General features: G+C 71.4%; 21 protein-coding genes. 10 read left to right on the top strand and 11 right to left on the bottom strand.

Annotation, left to right across the window (positions count from 1 at the left end; translation table 11 throughout):
* Positions 1-2,871 (top strand): beta strand repeat-containing protein, encoded by a 2,871-nt coding sequence (locus tag OM076_RS19450; protein WP_270041713.1) that lies wholly within the window; start codon positions 1-3, stop codon positions 2,869-2,871.
* On the opposite strand, the gene OM076_RS19445 is transcribed toward OM076_RS19450, so the two are convergent.
* Both OM076_RS19445 and OM076_RS19440 read right to left on the bottom strand, forming a co-directional pair.
* Entirely contained in the window at positions 2,825-3,157 is a 333-nt protein-coding gene (locus OM076_RS19445; RefSeq protein WP_270041712.1) for a hypothetical protein, read from the bottom strand. The two genes, OM076_RS19450 and OM076_RS19445, sit on opposite strands and share 47 nt — an antisense overlap.
* An 89-nt stretch (positions 3,158-3,246) precedes the next feature.
* A complete protein-coding gene (locus OM076_RS19440; RefSeq protein ID WP_270041711.1) occupies positions 3,247-3,447 on the bottom strand; it encodes a hypothetical protein in 201 nt (66 codons plus the stop codon).
* A gap of 62 nt (positions 3,448-3,509) precedes the next feature.
* Between OM076_RS19440 and OM076_RS19435 the strand changes: the two genes are divergently transcribed.
* The 3 genes from OM076_RS19435 to lipP1 are packed head-to-tail and all read left to right on the top strand — an operon-like array spanning position 3,510 to position 7,177.
* Positions 3,510-4,463 (top strand): helix-turn-helix transcriptional regulator, encoded by a 954-nt coding sequence (locus OM076_RS19435; RefSeq protein WP_270041710.1) that lies wholly within the window; start codon positions 3,510-3,512, stop codon positions 4,461-4,463.
* 21 nt (positions 4,464-4,484) lie between these two features.
* The gene (locus tag OM076_RS19430; protein ID WP_270041709.1) at positions 4,485-6,212 is read left to right on the top strand and encodes a sensor histidine kinase; all 1,728 of its coding nucleotides are present in this window, start codon (positions 4,485-4,487) and stop codon (positions 6,210-6,212) included.
* A gap of 14 nt (positions 6,213-6,226) precedes the next feature.
* A complete protein-coding gene (lipP1, locus tag OM076_RS19425; RefSeq protein ID WP_270041708.1) occupies positions 6,227-7,177 on the top strand; it encodes a LipP1 family hormone-sensitive lipase in 951 nt (316 codons plus the stop codon).
* Here the strand turns inward: lipP1 and OM076_RS19420 are convergent.
* The 5 genes from OM076_RS19420 to OM076_RS19400 form a co-directional block, all read right to left on the bottom strand.
* Positions 7,167-7,373, bottom strand: coding sequence for a FlgD immunoglobulin-like domain containing protein (locus OM076_RS19420; RefSeq protein ID WP_270041707.1), 207 nt, complete (start codon positions 7,371-7,373; stop codon positions 7,167-7,169). The genes lipP1 and OM076_RS19420 overlap by 11 nt on opposite strands.
* Before the next feature lie 319 nt (positions 7,374-7,692).
* Positions 7,693-9,066, bottom strand: coding sequence for an ATP-binding protein (locus OM076_RS19415; RefSeq protein ID WP_270041706.1), 1,374 nt, complete (start codon positions 9,064-9,066; stop codon positions 7,693-7,695).
* A 73-nt stretch (positions 9,067-9,139) separates the two neighbouring features.
* Positions 9,140-10,399 carry a Fe-S cluster assembly protein SufD gene (gene sufD, locus OM076_RS19410; protein ID WP_270041705.1) on the bottom strand — a complete coding sequence of 420 codons (1,260 nt, stop codon included), beginning with the start codon at positions 10,397-10,399 and terminating at the stop codon, positions 9,140-9,142.
* A 1-nt stretch (position 10,400) separates the two neighbouring features.
* Positions 10,401-11,837 carry a Fe-S cluster assembly protein SufB gene (sufB, locus tag OM076_RS19405; RefSeq protein ID WP_270041704.1) on the bottom strand — a complete coding sequence of 479 codons (1,437 nt, stop codon included), beginning with the start codon at positions 11,835-11,837 and terminating at the stop codon, positions 10,401-10,403.
* Between the two features lie 4 nt (positions 11,838-11,841).
* Entirely contained in the window at positions 11,842-12,159 is a 318-nt protein-coding gene (locus OM076_RS19400) for a Rieske (2Fe-2S) protein (RefSeq protein ID WP_270041734.1), read from the bottom strand.
* A 77-nt stretch (positions 12,160-12,236) separates the two neighbouring features.
* Between OM076_RS19400 and OM076_RS19395 the strand changes: the two genes are divergently transcribed.
* A complete protein-coding gene (locus OM076_RS19395; RefSeq protein ID WP_270041703.1) occupies positions 12,237-13,001 on the top strand; it encodes a gamma-glutamyl-gamma-aminobutyrate hydrolase family protein in 765 nt (254 codons plus the stop codon).
* Between the two features lie 6 nt (positions 13,002-13,007).
* Positions 13,008-14,750: an N-acetylglutaminylglutamine amidotransferase gene (locus OM076_RS19390; RefSeq protein ID WP_270041702.1), complete on the top strand. Its 1,743-nt coding sequence runs from the start codon at positions 13,008-13,010 to the stop codon at positions 14,748-14,750.
* Here the strand turns inward: OM076_RS19390 and OM076_RS19385 are convergent.
* Complete coding sequence (locus tag OM076_RS19385; RefSeq protein ID WP_270041701.1) at positions 14,738-15,013, bottom strand: DUF4190 domain-containing protein; 276 nt, start codon at positions 15,011-15,013, stop codon at positions 14,738-14,740. The genes OM076_RS19390 and OM076_RS19385 overlap by 13 nt on opposite strands.
* A 53-nt stretch (positions 15,014-15,066) precedes the next feature.
* Between OM076_RS19385 and OM076_RS19380 the strand changes: the two genes are divergently transcribed.
* The gene (locus tag OM076_RS19380; RefSeq protein ID WP_270041700.1) at positions 15,067-15,435 is read left to right on the top strand and encodes a DUF2752 domain-containing protein; all 369 of its coding nucleotides are present in this window, start codon (positions 15,067-15,069) and stop codon (positions 15,433-15,435) included.
* On the opposite strand, the gene OM076_RS19375 is transcribed toward OM076_RS19380, so the two are convergent.
* Positions 15,436-15,900 carry a DUF4190 domain-containing protein gene (locus OM076_RS19375; protein ID WP_270041699.1) on the bottom strand — a complete coding sequence of 155 codons (465 nt, stop codon included), beginning with the start codon at positions 15,898-15,900 and terminating at the stop codon, positions 15,436-15,438.
* A 42-nt stretch (positions 15,901-15,942) separates the two neighbouring features.
* Here OM076_RS19375 and OM076_RS19370 point away from each other — a divergent pair, with 42 nt between their 5' ends.
* From OM076_RS19370 to OM076_RS19360, 3 genes are read left to right on the top strand one after another with little or no spacing between them, the layout of a single operon-like run.
* Complete coding sequence (locus OM076_RS19370) at positions 15,943-16,800, top strand: SDR family NAD(P)-dependent oxidoreductase (RefSeq protein ID WP_270041698.1); 858 nt, start codon at positions 15,943-15,945, stop codon at positions 16,798-16,800.
* Positions 16,797-18,035 carry a serine/threonine-protein kinase gene (locus tag OM076_RS19365; protein ID WP_270041697.1) on the top strand — a complete coding sequence of 413 codons (1,239 nt, stop codon included), beginning with the start codon at positions 16,797-16,799 and terminating at the stop codon, positions 18,033-18,035. Before OM076_RS19370 ends, OM076_RS19365 begins: the two co-directional genes overlap by 4 nt.
* Positions 18,036-18,077: 42 nt before the next feature.
* On the top strand, positions 18,078-18,731 hold the full coding sequence (locus tag OM076_RS19360) for a UCP032817 domain-containing protein (protein WP_270041696.1): 654 nt from the start codon (positions 18,078-18,080) through the stop codon (positions 18,729-18,731).
* A gap of 84 nt (positions 18,732-18,815) precedes the next feature.
* Here the strand turns inward: OM076_RS19360 and OM076_RS46200 are convergent, their stop codons facing one another.
* Positions 18,816-19,835, bottom strand: a complete 1,020-nt coding sequence (locus OM076_RS46200) for a response regulator (protein ID WP_270041695.1) — start codon at positions 19,833-19,835, stop codon at positions 18,816-18,818.
* On the bottom strand, positions 19,832-20,197 hold the full coding sequence (locus OM076_RS19350) for a response regulator (protein WP_270041694.1): 366 nt from the start codon (positions 20,195-20,197) through the stop codon (positions 19,832-19,834). Before OM076_RS19350 ends, OM076_RS46200 begins: the two co-directional genes overlap by 4 nt.
* Positions 20,198-20,238: the final 41 nt, after the last annotated feature.

Here is a 20,238-nt window from a genome sequence, read left to right as displayed (position 1 = left end):
ATGCGCCTGTTCGTCGTGACGCTGTTCGCCGTTCTCGCCTTCGCCTCACCCGCCTTCGCCAGCGGCGTCTCCAATGTCTCGGTCACCAACGCCGCGCCGACCAACGCCGCCGGCGGGCAGACCAACTACGTCGTCCAGCTGACGACCTCGGCCACGGGGACGCTGACCGGGGCGAACGCGCGCATCCACGTCGCGTTTCCCACCGGGACGACGTTCCCGGGGTGGGGCGGCGGCATCCTGTCGGTCGGTGGCACGACCGTGGGTGGGTGCTTCGGGCCGAGCGGCGTGAACGTGGACTGCTGGCTCAATACCGGGGCCTCGATCGGTGCGTCCACCGCGGTGTCGCTGACCCTCGAGGGCGTGACGAACCCGCCGACGGCGGGTGATCGCTCGCTCACGCTGTCCACGACGGCTGACGTGGACCTCGTCACGTCGCCGCTCTTTAGCGTCGTGACCGCGGGCACGATCACCGGGCTGACGGTCGACAACACCGTCCCGAGCAACGCCGCCGGCGCGCGCACGCGCTACGTCGCCAGCTTCACCACCTCGGGCACGGGCGCCCTCTCGGAATCCGCGAACAGCCAGCTCATCTTCAACTTCCCGACCGGCACGACCTTCCCCGGCTGGGGCGGCGGCACGATCACCGTCGGAGGCGCCACCGCCGGCGGCTGCTACGGCCCCAACGGCACCTCGGTCACCTGCTGGCTGAACACCAACAGCACGATCGCCGCGGGCACCAGGATCACGGTGACCTTCGACGGCGTGACCAACCCGGGCGCTTCCGGCACCTTCAGCGCCTCCACCACCTCAGACCCCGCCGTCCAGACCACACCCGCGACCGTCGTCGCCAACCACACGATCACGGGCCTGACGGTCACCAACGCCTCCCCCAGCAACGCCGCCGGCGCACGCACCCGCTACGTCGCCAGCTTCACGACCTCCAGCACCGGCGCGCTCGCCGAAGCCGCCAACAGCGAGCTGCGCTTCGATTTCCCGACCGGTACGACCTTCCCCGGCTGGGGCGGCGGGACGATCACCGTCGGCGGCACGACCGCGGGCGGCTGCTACGGCCCCAGTGGCACCTCGGTCACCTGCTGGCTGACGACCAACGGCACCATCAACGCCAACACGCCCGTCACCGTCACCTTCGACGGCGTCACCAACCCGGGCGCCTCCGGCACCTTCAGCGCCTCCACCACCTCAGACCCCACCGTCCAGACCACACCCGCGACCATCGTCGCCAACCACACGATCACCGGCCTGACGGTCACCAACGCCTCCCCCAGCAACGCCGCCGGCGCACGCACCCGCTACGTCGCCACCTTCACCACCTCCAGCACCGGCGCGCTCGCCGAAGCCGCCAACAGCCAGCTCATCTTCACCTTCCCCGCCGGCACGACCTTCCCCGGCTGGGGCGGCGGAACGATCACCGTCGGCGGCGCCACCGCCGGCGGCTGCTACGGCCCCAACGGCACCTCGGTCACCTGCTGGCTGACCACCAACGGCACCATCAACGCCAACACCGCCATCACCGTCACCTTCGACGGCGTCACCAACCCGAGCGCCTCCGGCACCTTCAGCGCCTCCACCACCTCAGACCCCACCGCACAGACCACACCCGCGACCATCGTCGCCAACCACACCATCACCGGCCTGACCGCCGCGGTCTCCTCGCTCGCACCCGCGGCCCGCGCGCGCTACGTGGTGCGCTTCACCACCTCCAGCACCGGGGCGCTCGCCGAAGCCGCCAACAGCCAGCTGATCTTCGGCTTCCCCGCCGGGACGACCTTCCCCGGCTGGACCGGAGGGGTCGTCCACAACGACACCACGGGCGCGAACATCGGCGGGTGCTACGGCCCGAGCGGGATCACCGTCACCTGCTGGCTGACCACCAACGCCACGATCAAAGCAGGGGACACGCTCCGGGTCACGTTCGACAACATCACCAACCCCGCGAGCGCCGGTCCGTATCGGCTGACGGCAGCCACCACGTCGGATCCGGCACCCGTGACGTCGCCGAACTACTCGCAAGGCGAAGCGGTGCCGCCCGACACCACGATCGAGGCCGAAGCGATCGAGGGCGCGATCGCGACGTTCATGTTCTCGTCGGGCGATCCGCTCGCCCGGTTCGAGTGCAGCCTCGACGGCGGCTCCTATCAGGGCTGCAGCTCGCCGTACACGCTCCCCGATCTGCCGCCCGGCCAGCACACGTTCTCGGTCCGCGCGATCGACGCCACCGGCAACCCGGACCCGGCGCCCGCCACGCGGACGTTCAACGTCGGGGCGACGACCGTCCCGACGACCGTTCCGACCGCCGTTCCGACCGCGACGCCGGTCCCGACGGCGACGCCGCAGCCGGAGTTCAAGCAGGACGTCGTGGCCGCGCCGGCGAGCGGGACCATCCAGGTCTGCGAGAAGCCCGGCGTCAAGTGCCACACCCTCGCGGCCGGCGAGGCGGTTCCGCTGGGCCAGACGATCGACGCGCGCAAGGGCGTCGTCGTCCTCACCTCGGTCGGCGCCGACGGCAAGCTGGAGACCGCGAAGTTCTACGACGGGATGTTCAAGGTCTCCCAGACCGCGCAGACCACGGACCTGACCCTCAACGAGCCGCTCGCCCCGTGCCCGAAGGGCAAGGCGAGCAGCTCCGCGAAGAAGCCCAAGTCCCGCAAGCTCTGGGGCGACGGGAAGGGCAAGTTCCGGACCAAGGGGCAGTACAGCGCGGCCACGGTCCGCGGCACCAAATGGCTCGTTCAGGACTCCTGCGCGGGCACACTCACGCGGGTCACGGTGGGCGTGGTGACCGTGCAGGCCGGGAAGAAGAAGATCACGCTGCGGGCTGGAAAGCGGTATCTGGCCAAGCCACCGCGTTGACCTCCCAGAGCGAGATCGGGGCGCGCGCGCCCGTCGAGATCGCCATCACCGAGCCGAGCGCCTTCAGGAACTCGGGCCCGCGCTCGCGCAGCGGCAGCTCCGCGTGCTCGCGCGTCTCCCACAGCATCAGCATCAGCGCCTTGCCGGTCGCCCGGTCGACCAGGTTCAGCGTGCCGGCGAACCCGGCCTCCTGCTCGAGCGCGGGGAGCATCTCCTCGCGCACGATCCGGTCCATCGCTTCACGCAGTTCGGGAGTGGTGCCGCCTTCGACGAGTTGGGCGTACATGTCAGGGTCTCCTTGGGTCATCGGTTGGAAGCGATGACGATCCCGGACACAACGCTCGCCCACGTCGGGGAGCCCCCCGAGACTTCCCCCTAAGAGATCACGATGTCCTCCGCGCCGACCCCCGCGCGGAACAGCCTTCGCGCCGCCTCCATGACCGCGCCGCTGCGGTCGGCCACGGGCAGCCACACCCGTGCCCCATCAGCGTGCGGCGGCTGGTCGCTCATATCTTCGAGCGCGATCATCGCGGCAAAGGCGGCGGCGGGATGCGTGAGCGTCACCTCGATCTTCATCCGTCCAGTGTCTCGCGCGATTAGGTCGAGTTCTGTCCTCAATACCCGCGATCATGGCGGACGTGAGCGAGACGACCTCCAGCCGCCTGCTGACCCTGCTCTCGCTGCTGCAGGGCCGGCGCGACTGGCCGGGCTCCGAGCTCGCGGACCGGCTCGAGGTCTCCGGGCGCACCGTCCGGCGCGACGTCGAGCGGCTGCGCTCGCTCGGCTATCCCGTCGAGTCGATGACCGGCCCCGCGGGCGGCTACCAACTGCGCGCCGGCGCCGCGATGCCGCCGCTGCTGCTCGACGACGACGAGGCGATCGCGATCGCGGTCGGCCTGCGGACCGCCGCGGGCGGGTCGGTGAGCGGGATCGAGGAGACCGCGGTGCGCGCGCTGGTCAAGCTCGAGCAGGTCCTCCCTTCGCACCTGCGCCGGCGCGTGCAGGCGCTGGGCGCGGCGACGCAGACGCTCAACGTCTACGGCGGCCCGACCGTCGACCCGCAGACGCTGACCGTGCTCGCCGCGGCGGTCCGCGACCACGAGCGGGTGCGCTTCGCCTACACCGCGCGAGACCGCGCGGGCACCAGCCGCGAGACCGAGCCGCACTCGCTCGTCAACGCCGGCCGCCGCTGGTACCTCGTCGCGTTCGACTGCGGGCGCGAGGACTGGCGCACGTTCCGCGTCGACCGGATCGAGAAGCCCGCGTCCAGCGGCGTGCGCTTCCACCCGCGTGAGCTGCCCGCCAAGGACGCCGCGGCGTACGTCTCGCAGTCGCTGCAGTCCTACCCGTCGCGCTACGAAGCCCGCGTCACCGTCGAATGCCCGGCCGAGGAGCTGCAGGGCCGGCGCTGGCTCGGCGGCGACATCACCCCGCTCGGCGCGCAGCGCTGCGAGGTGCGCACGAGCGACGACAACCTGGACTGGCTGGCGATGCGGATCGCGATGCTCTCCTCGCCGTACACCGTGCACGAGCCGCCGGAGCTCGTCGAGCGCCTACGCGCCATCGCCCAGCGCATCGTGGACGCCACCTGAGACACTCGCTCGGCAGCCATCATGCAAGGCTCGAGCCGAACGCACGGCCTGCTGTTCTGGGCCGCCCTGTGGGCGGCGGCGATCGTCTGCGAGTTCCTCGCGCTGTGGCCCGTGCTCTCCAGCGGCGGCGACCCCGTGCAGGGCTGGGACGTCCTCTACCGCCTGATCGGCGGGTCGTTCGCCGCCTGCGGCCTGATCGCGTGGCACCGCCGGCCCGACAGCCGCAGCGGCCTGCTGATGACCGCGACCGGCTTCGCGTTCTTCATCACACCGCTGTTGAGCCAGCTCGACGCGCCGGCCGCGCAGACCGCGGGCATGCTGCTCTCGGAGGTCTACGCGTTCGGCCTCGTGGCGCTGATCCTGACGCTCCTGACCGGCGGGCGGTTCACCTCCAACGGCGAGCGGCTGCTGATGGCGGCCTTCGTGCTCCCGCTCCTGGTCGGGCAGTTCGTGTGGCTGCTCTTCTACGAGGACGACGCGAACGTGCTCGGCGTGTTCGCGAACGCCGACGTCGCCGAGGTACTCGACAAGCTCCAGCGCTCGATCACGTTCTGCGCGTGCGTGACCGCGTTCGCGGTGATCGCCCTGCGCTTCCGCGCCGCCTCGCCGCCGCGCCGCCGCGCGCTGCTGCCGAGCCTCGCCGGCGGGACCGCCCTGCTCCTGTTCGCGCTCGTGCTGGTCAACGACCTGATCACGGGCTCGCGCTCGGAGGCGCTGCTGTGGATCGCGATCGCCTCGCTCGTCGCGGTGCCGGCCGCGTTCCTGTTCGGGCTGCTGCGCTCGCGGCTCGCGCGCGGCGGCCTCGCGGAGCTGTTGCTCGGGTTGCAGTCCAAGCGCAGCGGCGAGCTGCAGGCCGCGCTCGCGCGCACCTTGGGCGACCCGCGGCTGGTGGTGGCGCAGCGGCTGCCCGAGAGCGACGCCTACGTCGGCGTGACGGGCGAGCCGGTCGCGCTTCCCGAGCCGGGCGGCGAGCGCGCCGTGGCGCGGATCGAGCGGCGTGGCACCGAGGTCGCCGCGATCGTCTACGACGCCTCGCTCGACGACGACCCCGAGCTCGTGGAGGCCGTGCGCGCCGCGACCGGCATCGCGCTGGAGAACCAGCACCTGCACGCGGAGTCCGAGGCGCGCGTGGCCGAGCTGCGCGCCTCCCGCGAGCGCCTCGTCGCGGCGGGTGACGCGGAGCGCCGGCGGCTCGAGCGCAACCTGCACGACGGCGCGCAGCAGCGCCTGGTGGCGATCGCGCTCCAGCTGCGGCTGCTGCAGTCGCGGGTGCGCGGGGACGCGTCCGCCGAGCAGCTCGTGACGACCGCGAGCGCCGAGCTCGCCAACTCGCTCGAGGAGCTGCGCGAGCTCGCCCGCGGCATCCACCCCGCGATCCTCGAGCATGGGCTCGACGCGGCCCTGGACTCGCTCGCGCTGCGCTGCCATCTCCCCGCGACGGTCGACTACGAGACGCTCGAGCCGATCCCGCCCGACATCGCGCTCGCGGCGTACTTCGTCGCGTCCGAGGCGCTCGCCAACGTCGCCAAGTACGCCCAGGCGAGCGCGGTCGCGCTGCGGGTGTGGGTGAGCGAGGGCGCCGTCCACATCGAGATCGCCGACGACGGCATCGGCGGCGCCGACCCCGCGAACGGCTCCGGGCTGCGCGGTCTCCGCGACCGCGTCGAGGCGCTCGACGGCCGCTTGTCGGTGACCAGCCCCGCCGGGGTAGGAACGACCGTGACCGCGCAGTTCCCGTTCGTGTCGTAAGGAGGAGAACGCCGATGCCTGTGGACCCGCAGATCCAGAAGCTGCTCGACGAGATGCGAGAGGCCGGGGCCAAGCCCTTCGAGGAGCTCAGCGTGCCGGAGGCGCGCGCGGCCGCGTGGTCGTTCGGCCCGCTGCAGGGCAAGCCGGAGGAGGTGGCGTCGATCGAGCACACGTTCATCCCCGGCCCGACCGCCGAGCTGCCCGTCCGCATCTACACGCCCGCGACGGGTGACGGTCCATACCCAGGACTCGTGTACTACCACGGCAGCGGGTGGGTGGTGCTCAACATCGCCGTCTGCGACACGACGATGCGCGCGCTCGCCAACAGCACGGGCTGCAAGGTGGTCGCGGTCAACTACCAGAAGGCGCCCGAGCATCCGTTCCCGATCCCGTTCGACGATTGCTGGGCGGCGACGAACTGGATCTTCGAGAACGCCGAGAAGCTGAACCTCGACGCCGCCCGGATCGGCGTCATCGGCGACTCCGCCGGCGGCAACCTCGCCGCCGCCGTCGCGTTGAAGGCGCGCGACGTGGGCGCGCCCACGATCGCCTTCCAGGCGCTGATCTACCCCGCGGTGGAGCACAACTGGGACTCGGCCTCGGCGCACGAGAACGCCGAGGGCTACCTGCTCCAGCGCGAGTCGATGCGCTGGTTCTGGAACCACTACGTGCAGGACGAGGCGCTCGCCGACGACCCGCGCGTGTCACCGCTGAAGGCCGGCGACCACTCCGGCCTGCCACCCGCCTTCATCGCCACCGCGGAGTTCGACCCGCTGCGCGACGACGGCCGCGCCTACCACGCCAAGCTCCACGACGCGGGCGTACCGGTGACGTACGTCGAGTACGACGGGATGATCCACGGCTTCTATTGGATGCAGGGGATCGCCGACGGAGCGCGCAGGCTGCACGCGGACCTCGCGGAAGCGATCCGCGAGGTCCTTGCGCCGGCGCACGTCAGCGCGTGACGCTGAACGGGATCGAGTTCGAGACGCTCGTGACCGCCGCGCCCCGCAGCAGGCGGTAGGTCAGGAGGTACTTGCCGGGCGGCAACCGCTTCCCCGCGACCTTGCCGTCCCAGGCGAAGCGGTTGCGGCCGTGCTTCGTGGCGCCGAGCGGCACGCGGCCGACGACCTTGATCGTCGGCTGCCGGACGCCGAGCACGGTCCTGCTGCCGCCCGTGCGGCGAACGACGAAGATCCCGACCTTCCGCCCGGTTGCGCCCCAGACGGATTGGAAGACCCGCGTCTGCGGCGTCGGAGCGTCGGGCCCGAGGCAGCAGGCGGCGTACGGCTTCTACCTGCCCGGCCAGGGGGTCCAAATCGGGCTCGGCGGCCGAGGCACCCGGCGCGGCCGCGAGCACCGCGCTCGCGACCATCGCCGCACCCACTGCTGCCCGCTTGGCCATCTGGGACCTCCGTGTCGGACGCTTGACACGGGGTCTAACGCCTCGCGGTGATCGCTTGTTCCGAATCGCCCAGGATCAAGTCCCGAAGATGTCAGCGGCGGTGACGGCGAGAACGTTCGCGTCACCGTCGACCGCGTCGCGCGCGGCCAAGACGTAGCGAAGCGCACCGGGTTCGTCACTCAGTGCTCCGGCCTTGGCCTCCAACGCACGCAGCAAGCGCGGCCCGTCGACACGGCGCGCCCACTTCGCTTCACCGACCAGCACCGGGCGGCGCTCGCGACCGGCGAGTGCCACGGCGTCGATCTCGACGGATGGCGTGTCCCGCCACCAGCGCCCGATATCCACGATCTCGTGACCCAGATCCCCGGCCGCGGCCAGCCGGGCCAGGTGGTCGCGAAAGGCAACCTCCCAGCGCTCGCCCATGAAATCGTCGAGCTCGGCGCGGAGGACCGGCAGAACGGTCTCGCCCAGGCCACGGTCGATCGCCGTTCGATGACGATCGAGCACCTGGAGCCAGAACGCCAGGAAGTTGTCGGCGATCCGATAGCGCCGGCGGCGGGTGGCGACGTCGCGCTCGGTGACCGGGACGACGCGCTCGACGAGACGCAACTGGACGAGGCGATCGAGCACGCGCGCGGGCTCGGCCTTGACGGCGTCTCGGATCTCGTTGTGCTTGGTCCGCCCGGCGGCGATGGCGTGGAGGACGAGCGCAGCCAGGTCACCGCCCTCGGCCTCGGTCGCCAGCACGAGCTGGCCCTCCGTCAGCAGCGGCGCGCCGGGCGCACCGGCGAGCCGCCGCAGGTTGTCCTCGACGCTCGCGCCCTGGTCCCACCAGCCGAGGTAGAGCGGGACACCGCCGAGCAGCCCCCATACGAGCGCACGTTCCGCCGGAGCGAGATCGCTGAGCAACGCGGCAGCTTCATGCGGGCGGAACGGGTGCAGCTGGAGGGCGAGATCGAAGCGCCCGTAGAGCGGGGCGCGCTCCTCCTGCAGCGCCTCCATCGTGCGGACCGCGGATCCGCAGATGACGATCTGCAGCTGCGTCTGTCCTCGGGCGCGGTCCCAGAATGCGCGCAGGACGCTCGGCAGCTCCGGCACGGCGCGCACGAGCTCCGGAAACTCGTCGAGAACCAGCAGGAGCGGCGCGGTCGCCGCATCCGCCGCGAGCGACTCGAGCGCGTCGTCCCAGTCCGAATACGGGCGGGCGGCGAGATCGCGAAACCCGGCCGCGGTCAGCGGCTCCGCCTCCCGAGCCAGCATCCGGAGCTCGTCGGCGACCGGCCGTGCCGCGCCGGTGTGAAAGACCGTGCGTCGACCGGCCGCGAAGCGCTGCAAGAGCGCGGTCTTGCCGACGCGCCTGCGCCCCCACACCAAGGCCAGGCCACCCGGCGTCGAGACCCAGCGCTCGAGCGCAGCCAGCTCGTCGACGCGATTGACGAACTCGACCACGCGCGGAACCTTACCGACATTCGACGTCGCTGACATCGGATGTCAGCGACGTTGCGTGTGAGGGATGCCCGGCTTAGTCCAGCAGGACGGAGAGGCGGCGCTCGATGGCGCCGGCCATCGCCTCGCGGATCGGGCCCGGTTCGAAGCGCTCGATCAGCTCGGCCATGAAGCCCTCGATCACGAGGCGCTTGGACGCCGCGTCGTCGAGCCCACGGGAGTTGAGGTAGAAGACCTGCTCCGGGTCGATCTGGGCGATCGCCGCCGCGTGGGTGCAGCGGACGTCGTTGGCCAGGATCTCGAGGCCCGGGATCGCGTCGACGTGGGCCTTCTTGGAGAGCAGCAGGTTGCGGCACTCCTGGAACGCGTCGGTCTGCTGGGCGCCCTCGTCGACCTTGATCATCCCGCGCCAGACGGCGCTGGAGCGGTCGGCGAGGATGCCGCGGAAGGCGAGGTCGGACGTCGTGTTGGCCGCGCCGTGCTCCTGCAGCGTGTGGAAGTCCACGTGCTGGCGGGCGTGCGGAGCGTAGGCGCCGGTGACCTTGGCGTGCGAGCCCTCGCCCGCCAGCAGGGTCTCGGTGAACACCTTGCCGTTGCCGCTTCCGAAGCCGGCGGTGACCCAGTCGAGATGACCGTCGCGGGCGACCTCGGCGCGCTGAGCGCCGAACACCCACGACTTCTCGTTCATGTCCTGAGCGCCGACGAAGCGCAGGCGGGCGTTCTGGCCCACGCGCAGCTCGACGACGGAGTTCAGCAGCGTCTCGTTGTCCGTGGTGCCGGAGAGGTGCTGCTCCCAGACCTCGGCCTCGGCGCCCTCTTCGAGCACGATCAGCACGCGCCGGTGCAGCGCGGTGCCCGCGGCGTCGGAGATCGCCGACAGCACGATCGGCTGCTCCACGCGCACACCGCGCGGGACGTACACGAACGCGCCGCCGGTCCAGCCGGCGTCGTTGAGCGCCGTGAAGACGTTCAGCTCGGGGTCGACGATCGTGCCGAGGTGCTCATGCACCAGGTCGGCGTGCGTCTCGCACGCCAGCGTGAGCGGCAGCACCAGCAGATCGTCGGGGGTGTCCCCGCCGTCGATCACGCGGCCGTCGACCTGCCCGAGATGGTGCGCGCCCTCGGGCGCCTCGAGCAGTGTCTCGACGCGATCGGCAGCGCTCGCATCACCCTCGCCGGGCGCGGCGGCGGCGAACGTCGCCAGGTCGAGCTTCGTGATGTCCGTGAACTCCCACCCGGCCTTGCCCTTGAAGCGGGGAACGTCGAGCTCGGCGGCGCGGCGCGCCGCGTCGCCGCGGCGCTCCTTCAGCCACTCGGGCTCACGGACAGCGGCCAACTCAGCCAATGGAACCCTCCATCTGGAGCTCGATGAGGCGGTTCATCTCCACCGCGTACTCCATCGGGAGCTCCTTGACGATCGGCTCGATGAAGCCGTTGACGATCAACTTGCCCGCCTCGTCCTCGGGGATGCCGCGGCTCATCAGGTAGAAGAGCTGCTCCTCGCCGATCTTGGAGACGGAGGCCTCGTGTCCGACGTCGACATCGTCCTCGCCGATGCGGATCGTCGGGTAGGTGTCCGAGCGCGAGTGCTCGTCGAGCAGCAGCGCGTCGCAGACGACCTTGGACTTCGAGCCGTGCGCGCCCTTGGCGACCTCGAGCAGACCGCGGTAACTCGACCGGCCGCCGTCCTTGGAGATCGACTTGGCGAAGATGTTCGACGTCGTGTTCGGCGCCGCGTGGACGATCTTGGCGCCCGCGTCCTGGTGCTGGCCCTTGCCGGCGAAGGCGATGCTCAAGACCTCGCCGTGCGCCCGCTCGCCCGTCAGGTAGACGCTCGGGTACTTCATGGTCAGCTTGGAGCCGAGGTTGCAGTCGACCCACTCGACCGTCGCGTCGGTCTCGGCGATCGCGCGCTTGGTGACGAGGTTGTAGACGTTCTGCGACCAGTTCTGCACGGTCGTGTAGCGAATGCGCGCGCCCGGCTTGGCGATCAGCTCGACGACGGCGGAGTGCAGCGAGTCCGTGCTCCACACCGGGGCGGTGCAGCCCTCGACGTAGTGCACGTAGGAGCCCTCGTCGGCGATGATCAGCGTCCGCTCGAACTGGCCCATGTTCTCGGTGTTGATCCGGAAGTAGGCCTGCAGCGGCATCTCGACGTGCACGCCCGGCGGGACGTAGACGAACGAGCCGCCCGACCAGACCGCGGAGTTCAGCGCCGCGAGCTTGTTGTCGTTGGCGGGGATGATCTGCGCGAAGTACTCGCGGACGAGGTCCTCGTGCTCACGGAGCCCCGAGTCCATGTCCATGAAGATGACGCCCTGCTTCTCCAGGTCCTCGCGAACCTGGTGGTACACGACCTCGGACTCGTACTGGGCGCCGACGCCGGAGAGGAACTTGCGCTCGGCCTCCGGGATGCCCAGCTTGTCGAACGTGTTCTTGATGTCGTCCGGGACGTCGTCCCAGGTCTTCGACGACTTCTCGGACGCGCGGACGAAGTAGTGGATGTTGTCGTAGTCGACATCAGCCAGCATCGGTGAGCCCCACGTCGGCTGCGGGCGCGAGAGGAAGTGCTCGAGCGCCTTCAGACGGAACTCCCGCATCCACTGCGGCTCGTTCTTGAACTCCGAGATCTGCTCGACGAGCGCCTTCGAGAGCCCCTTGGGAGCCTTGAACGCGTAGCCCGTCTCCGGGTCGTGGAACCCGAACTTCGTCTCGTAATCACTGTTGATGCCGACCAGCGCCTGCTGCTCGGCGATCACCTCGGGAGTAGCCATGGTCTTAGTCGACCTCCACTCGAATCACGCCGTCCTCGACGAGCACCGAGAAGGTGTCGACGGGCACGTACGCAGGCAGGTTCAGGGGCTTTCCGGTCCGCAGGTCGAAGCGCGACCCGTGACGCGGACATTCAATCGCGCAATCGTCCTCATCCAGCTCGCCTTCGACGAGCTCGCCGTCGTCATGCGAACAGCGGTCCTCGATGGCGAAGATCTCGCCTCGGCAGTTGACAACACCGATCTCCAAGTCCTCCCACGTGACGAGGCGCTTCTCGCCAGGCGGCAGCTCTTCGAGGGGGCAGATGTCGATCAGAGGACTCACGGCAGACAAAATCCGATTCCGGAGGTATGGATTCTATCGACGGGCCCTGTCGGGCCGGGACGCTAGCGTGGTGGCCGATGTCGAGTAGGCCTCTGATCGGGGTGACGACCTCCGAGGTGCGGCGCGCAGAGCGCACGGACCCGACTCCGGAGGGCGAGCCGCCCCAGCACGAGATGGCGCTCGGGATGCCGTACGCGCGTGCCCTGGCGCGCGCGGGAGCGATCCCGATCGTGCTCCCACCCCTGCGCGTGGAGGATGTTCCCGCGCTGCTGTCCAGCTTGAGCGGCGTCTGCCTGTCCGGCGGCCCGGATCTGGACCCGGCCAAGTACGGCGCCCCGCCCTCGCCCGATCTCGGGCCGACCGAGCCGGCGCTGGACGAGTTCGAGCTCGCCGTGGCACGGGTCGCCGACGCCGCCGGGCTGCCGATCCTCGGGATCTGCCGCGGCGCTCAGGCCTTGAACGTGGCGCGTGGCGGGACGCTGCACCAGCACCTGCCCGCGATCACCGATCACAGCATCGGCCACCGCCAGACCGAGCCCGGGTGGGTGGAGACGCACCCGGTGCACGTCGCGGACGGGTCGCGGCTCGCGATCGTCCTCGGGCTCGACGAGTTGTGGGCGAATTCCTTCCATCACCAGGCCGTGGATCAGCTCGGCCGCTCGCTGCGCGCCGTGGCGTGGGCGCCGGACGGGACGGTCGAAGGGATCGAGGACCCGGGCGACCGGTTCGTGGTGGGCGTGCAGTGGCACGCGGAGACCCTCGACCGGGGGCCTGTCCACCCGCGGTTGTTCGAGGCGCTGGTCGCCGCCGCCTCAGGTGGGCGGCTCGACCTGGCCGCCTAGCGGCTCGTGTGCGGGTTCGGCATCGAGGTTCGCCGGGACGGCCGGGCGGATCGCGATGCGCTGGAGCGCATGGGCGCGTCGATGGCTGCGCGCGGGCCGGATGGCTCCGGCGTGTGGGTGGATCGCGGCGTCGGGATGGTCCACCGGCGCCTGGCGATCATCGAGCTCAGCGAACTGGGCGCGCAGCCGATGCGCGACGGCGAGCTGACGATCGTCTTCAACGGCTGCATCTACAACCACCACGAGCTGCGCGCCGAATTGCGCGCGCTCGGGCACTCGTTCGCGTCGTTGAGCGACACCGAGGTGCTGCTGAAGGGGTGGCGCGAGTGGGGCTCCGAGCTTCCGCGCCGGTTGCACGGGATGTTCGCGTTCGCGCTGCACGACGGGGCGCGCACGTTCTTGGTCCGCGACCGGCTCGGCGTGAAGCCGCTCTACCTGGCCGACGTGCCGGGCGCGCTGCGGGCGGCGTCGACGCTGCCGGCGCTGCTCGCGGGCGGCGGCGTCGATACCCGCGTCGACCCGGTCGCGCTGCACCACTACCTCTCCTGGCATTCGGTCGTCCCGGCGCCGCGCACGATCCTGCGCGGGGTCACGAAGGTGCCACCGGCGACGGTGCTGGTCATCGAAGCGGACGGGCGCCGCTCGTCGACCGTCTACTGGGACCCGCCGTTCGAACGGCGGCTCGACGTCGACGACTGGCCGGGCGCGATGCGCGAGGCGCTCCAGCTCGCGGTGCGGCGGCGCATGGTGGCCGACGTGCCGGTCGGGATCCTCTTGAGCGGCGGTCTGGACTCCTCCCTGATCGTGGCGCTGCTCGCGCGGGCGGGCCAGACGGGGCTCGCCACCTTCTCGATCGGGTTCGAGGACGTGGGTGAGCTGTCCGGCGACGAGTTCGCGTTCTCAGACCTCGTCGCGCGCGAGTTCGGCACCGACCATCACCAGTTGCGGATCGATCGGCGGCGGCTGGTGGAAGCGCTGCCGCAGGCGATCGAGGCGATGAGCGAACCGATGGTCTCGCACGACTGCGTCGCGTTCTGGCTGCTGAGCGAAGCGGTGCGGCGCGAGCGCAAGGTGGTGCAGTCCGGCCAAGGCGCCGACGAGGTGCTCGGCGGCTACGACTGGTACCCGCCGCTCCTGGACGCGCCCGGCGACGGGCTTTCGACCTACGCGGCGTCCTTCTTCGATCGCGACGATGCGGGTGTGCGCGCGCTACTGGCCGACGCGCCGGACGAGGACGTCTCGCTCGCGTTCGCACGCTCGTGGTTCTCGCGCGGCGGCGCGACCACCCCGGTCGACCGGGCGCTGCGGCTCGACACCGAGGTGATGCTCGTCGACGACCCGGTCAAGCGGGTGGACAACATGACCATGGCGCACGGGCTGGAGGCGCGCACACCGTTCCTCGATCACGAACTCGTCGAGCTCGCCGCCGCCTGCCCGCCCGAGCTCAAGCTCGCCGACGGCGGCAAGGGCGTGCTGAAGGACGCGGCGCGCGGCGTGGTTCCTGACGCGGTCATCGACCGCCCCAAGGGCTACTTCCCCGTGCCCGCCTTGACGCACCTCGAAGGCCCGGTCCTGGCGATGGTGACGGATGCGCTGCGCTCGTCAGACCGCGGCCTCTTCCGGCGTGAGGCCGTCGACGCGATGCTCGCCGACCCGAACGCGGACCGCACGAACCTCGACGGCTCGTCGTTATGGCAACTCGGCCTGCTGGAGCTGTGGCTCCAGCGCCACGTGGATCAGCTCCCGTAGAAGACGACCACGACCATCAGGAAGAACGTGCCGTAGAGCGTGGCGCCGACCCACCCGAGGATCAGCCCGGCCTGCGCCAGACCCGATCCGCCGATCCGACCTCGCGACTCACGGATCTCGGCGCGCGCCTGCGTGGCCACCACGACCGCGATGACCGACAGGATGAACGGGCAGACGAGGAGGCCGCAGATCCCGAGGACGAGCGACGCCACGGCTTTGCCGCTCGATTCCTGCCGCGGCTGATACGCGTTCTCCCAGCTCATCGGTGGGCAAACCTACAGTGAGCGGCGGGCGCCGTGCCACCCGTCATTCGTCCATGGCAGACTCAGGTGCGATGCGCGACGGCTGGACGCTGCTGGGACTGGGTTGCGCGCCGTTCGTCGCGGGGGCGATCGTGCCCGCCGACGGGGACACGGGGCTGTTCTGCCCGTTCCGTGAGCTGACCGGGCTGCCGTGCCCGCTGTGCGGCGCCACGCGGGCCTTCGCGCTGGCCGCGCGGGGTGACTTCGGGTTCACGCGTTACAACGCCGTGTGGGTGGTCGTCGCGGCGCTGCTGATCGTCGCGGGGTTGGTCGTGTTGCTCACGCGGTGGCGGCCCCGGGTGCCGCCGGTGGCGCTGGTGGTGGTCGTCGGGGCGCTCGCGTGGATCTACGCGCTCGCGCACCGCGGCGCGATCGTCACCTGATCAGGACGCCGACGCGCCGATGATGATCAGGACCGTGAGCAGTCCGTAGACGACCACCGCGGCCCAGCCGAGCACGATGCCGGCGATCGCGATGCCGCGGCCGCCGAGTTGCCCGCCGGCGCCGTCGATCTCGCCCTTGGCCTGATAGCCGAGGATGAGCGCCGCGATCGAGGGAAGCAGCGGGCAGACGACCAGCCCGACGATGCCGAGGATCAGCGCCGCATAGGCCTGGCCGGGCGTGCGCGGCGGCGCGACCCAGCCGGGGACGGGTCCCGCGCCCGGCGGCTGCTGCGACTGCGGCGCCTGTTGCCATTGGGGCGCGTGTTGCCACTGCTGCTCCGGCTGCTCGGCCGGCGCCTCCGCATCGTCGCCCAGGGGCGAGCCGGACTGCCACTGCGGCTGCTCCCACCCGCCTTTCGGGCGCTGCCACTGCGGGTTCGGATTCTCGTCTCCTGGCAGGCTCATGTTCCGCGAGAACCGTACCCGACCGTTTAGCGTTCCGCGACGATGGCCTGGAATCTCGACGGGCGCGTTGCGCTCATCACCGGCGGCGCGTCCGGCATCGGCGCCGAACTCGCCCGCCAGCTCTCTGCCCGGGGCATGCGCCTCGGGCTGATCGACATCGACGCCGACGGCCTCGACGGCATCGTCCCGGGGGCGGAGACGGCGGTCGCCGACGTGCGCGACGCCGAGGCGCTGACCGCGGCGATCGACAACCTCGCCCGCCGCCTCGGCGGGATCGACGTGGCGGTCGCCAACGCGGGGATCGCCAGCGGCGGGCCCCTGCGGCTGGTCGCGCCTGAGACCGTCGAGGAGACGATCGACGTCAACCTCCTCGGCGTCTGGCGCACCGCCCGCGCGGCGATGCCCCACGTGCTCGCCCGGCGCGGTCACATGCTGCTCGTCGCTTCCGCCGCCGCGGTCCTCCCCGCGGCGGGGTTGGGCGCGTACTCGGCCTCGAAGGCGGGGGTCGAGGCGCTCGGCCGGTCGATGCGGGTGGAGCTGCGGCCGCACGGGGTCACGGTCAGCGTCGGCTACTACCTCTTCCTGGCGACGCCGATGGTCGCGGCGGGTGAGGACTCGCCGATCTTCGGGGCGACGAAGGCCAAGCTGCCGAACCCGATCGCGAAGACCTGGCCCTTGGAGCCGGCGATCGCGCGCACGGTGACGTCGATCGAGAAGCGCTCGCGCTCGGTCGTCCACCCGCCGTTCCTGCGCGGGCTGATGGCGGTCCGCGGCCTGCTCGACAACTCGCTGCTGGACCGCGCGACGTCCGGGACCATCCCGCGGATGGAGGAGGCGTTCTCCGCCGAGGCCGAGCGCGTCGGCGCGGCGGCGGCTGCTCGCGCGGTAGGTGGCCGTTGATCGAGGTCGGGTCCGTTGTCGCGGGGCACCGCATCCTGCGGCTCGTCGGCCGGGGCGGGATGGGCGTGGTCTATGAGGCGGTCGAGGAGTCGCTCGGGCGCACCGTCGCGTTGAAGCTCGTGGCGCCCGAACGGGCCGGTGAGCCGGGGTTTCGCGAGCGGTTCATCGCCGAGTCGCGGCTGGCGGCGTCGATCGATCACCCGAACGTCCTGCCGGTGTTCAAGGCGGGTGAGGAGGACGGGCTGCTGTATCTCGCGATGCGGTTCGTCGACGGCGCCGACCTGCGCTCGGCCGCGCCGCTCGATCCGATGCGGGCGGCGCACATCGTCGCGCAGATCGGCGCCGCGCTGGATGCCGCCCATGCCCGCCGGCTCGTGCATCGCGACGTCAAGCCCGCCAACGTCCTGATCGCCGCGGGCGACCATGCCTACCTGACCGACTTCGGCCTCGTGAAGGCGCTGGACGAGACCACGGGCCAGACGCGCACGGGCAACCTCGTCGGCACGCTCGACTACGTCGCGCCCGAGCGCATCCGCGGCGAGGGCGATGGGCCGGCCTCGGACCTCTACTCGCTCGGCTGCGTCCTCTACTACACGCTCACGGGCGCGGTCCCGTTCCCGCTCGAGGGCACCGAGCGCAAGCTGTGGGCGCACCTGTCCGAGCCGCCGCCGACCGTCGGCTCCGCGTTCGATTCTGTGATCGCCCGCGCGATGGCCAAGGACCCTTTGGCGCGCTACGAGAGCGGCGCCGCGCTGGGGGTGGCGGCGATCGCCGCGGCGGGTGGGTCGCGGCCGTCCCCGCTCCTGCTCGACGCCGCCCGGCGCTGCGAGCGGGGCATTCGCGCGGCGGCGCCGGAGCTGGCGGGGCAGGCGGTGGAGCTGGTGGCGGCGTTCGAGCACGCGGCCGTGCGGGCCGCGCTCCTGCGCGAGGCGCTCGCCGACACGCCGCCGGAGCGGGTGGAGCGGCGGCTCGCCGACGTCCGGGCGGGGCACGACCCGGGCAAGGCGAAGCTCGTCGCCGCGCTCGCGCAGCATCTCGCCGTGCAGCGCAAGATGCAGACCGCGCTGGCGGGGTTCGACGCCGACACGGAGCGCATCCTGCTCGAGTTGGAGACGGTGCGCGGGCGGGTGCTCGCGGACGACACGACAGCAGGTGAACGGCTCGCTTCGCTCCAGGACGAGATCGAGACGATCGCCGAGCGGCTCGATCGCGCAGGTGGGGAATCCGCCACCTAGGGCGGCTACCCGTGGGCGCGGCGTGGCCCGACCATCCGCCCCATGACGACCATCACGGACAGGATGCGCCGCAAGGGACGGCGCCGGTTCATCGAGACCTACGAGTTCCCGCCCGCCCTGCGTGTGAAGCTCGTCGAAGAGCTCGGGGACGAGCGCGCCGCCGACGTCGCCCTCGACGGCCTGCGCGGCTGGTACCTCGCCTGCCTCTACGCCGACGGCGAGCTGATCGGGATGCCCTCCCGCGCCGTCGACGAGGCGTGGCACGAGATGATCCTGATGACCCGCCAGTACACGTACTTCTGCGAGCGCGCCTTCGGCGGCTACCTGCACCACAACCCGGACTCGACCCTCTCGGTCTCGATGGACTCGATCCTCACCGAGACGCTCGCGGTCGTCGACGCCCACGACCTCCCGATGACCCTCTTCACCGCCGACCAGGACGCGGGCCTCGCCCACGGCTACGCCTGGTCCTCCACCGACCTGCACCGCATGCGCGACACGATCACCGCCCAAGCCGCGGAGCGCCGCCGGCGCCGCCGCGCCGCCGGCGGCTCCGCGTCTGCGGGCGGCTACGCGGCCGGCGGCGACGGCGGCAGCGGCCACCACGGCGGCGGGCACAGCGGTTGCGGCGGCGGCCACAGCGGCTGCGGAGGCGGCGGTGGGTGCGGCGGCGGAGGCTGCGGCGGAGGCGGCTGAACCTAAAGGGACAGTCCCTTTAGGTTCGGTCCGAGCCCCACGACCGTGCTCGCGGGGCGGGTCGAAGATAAAGGGACAGTCCCTTTAGGTTTCGAGGCCGAGGAGGTCCCAGGTGGGTGTGGGCTTGGCGAGGCCGCGGAGGGCGAGGTCGCCGGCCGGTTGGGTGATCGCGAGGGGCTCGGTGGCGGCGAAGACGCGGCGGCTGATGAGGATCTGGCCCGGGGCGGCGGACTCGCAGAGGCGGGAGGCGAGGGTCGGGACGGTGCCGACGGGGGCGTACTCCCAGCGGTGCTCGAAGCCGATGCGGCCGATCGTCGCGTGGCCGAGGGCGATGCCCGCGGCGAGTTGGAGGTCGAAGCCGAGGCGGTTCCAGCCTTCGGCGAGCTCCCAGACGCGGTCGCGCAGCGCGACCGCGAGGCGGACGGAGGCACCCGCCGGGTCCGGGCACGGGAGCGGGTCGTTGAAGACGATCGTGAGCTCGTCGCCGCTCAAACGCACCAGCGTCGCCTCGGCCTCATCCACGAGCTCGCCCAAAGCGGCGTGATAGGAGTTCAGGACCGCCATGACGTCCTCGGGTTCGGCGCCCTCGGCGAACGCCGCGAACCCCGCCAACGCGCACGCCACCACAGCGATCTCGCGCCGGTGGACGTCGAGCACCGCCGGGTCGCCCTTGACCAGCTCGACCACCTGCGCGGGCAGGAAGCGCCGCAGCCCGCGGTTGAACGCCTCGATCTCGTCGTGGTAGGCCTTGACCCGCAGCAGCGAGCGCACGCGGGCGAGCAGTTCCGCCTGGTCGAACGGCTTGGCGACGAAGTCGTCGGCGCCCGCGTCGAGCCCGCGCCGCTTCTCCGCCTCCCCCGACGCCGTGATCATCACGACGGGCAGGAAGGCGGTCGCGGGGTCCGCCCGGATCCGCCGGCAGACCTCGTAGCCGTCCATCAGCGGCATCATCACGTCGAGCAGGACGAGGTCGATGTCGCCCTCCGCGAGCCGCGACAACGCCGCAGGGCCCGACGACGCCTCGGCGATCGCATACCCACGCGGCTCCAGCACGGCACGCAGCAGCCGCACGTTCTGCTGCAGGTCGTCGACGACGAGGATCACCGGGCGATCAGCGCCTCGACCTGCCCGGGCAGCGCCCGCACGTCCACCGGCTTCTCGAGGTAGCCGTCGAAGCCCGCGGCCAGGATCCGCGCACGGTCGTCCTTCATCGCGTACGCGGTCACGGCGAGCACCGGGATCGAGGCCGTCAAAGCGTCCGCGCGCAGCGCCGCCAGCGCCTCGAACCCCGTCATCCCCGGCAGGTTGATGTCCATCAGCACGACGTCGGGCCGCTGAGCGCGCGCGAGCTCGATCCCCGACTCCGCGTCACGCGCCTCCAGGCACATGAAGCCGGCATGCCCGAGCACGTCACGCACGAGCTTCAGGTTGCGCTCGTTGTCCTCGACGATCAGCACGACGCTCATAGGGCAGCCCACGCTTCGTGGGTCCCTGGGCCGTGCGTGTG

Source organism: Solirubrobacter ginsenosidimutans, from assembly GCF_027587205.1.
The sequence above is the reverse complement of the archived record's forward strand: the minus strand, read 5'-3'. Positions and strand labels throughout refer to the sequence as shown.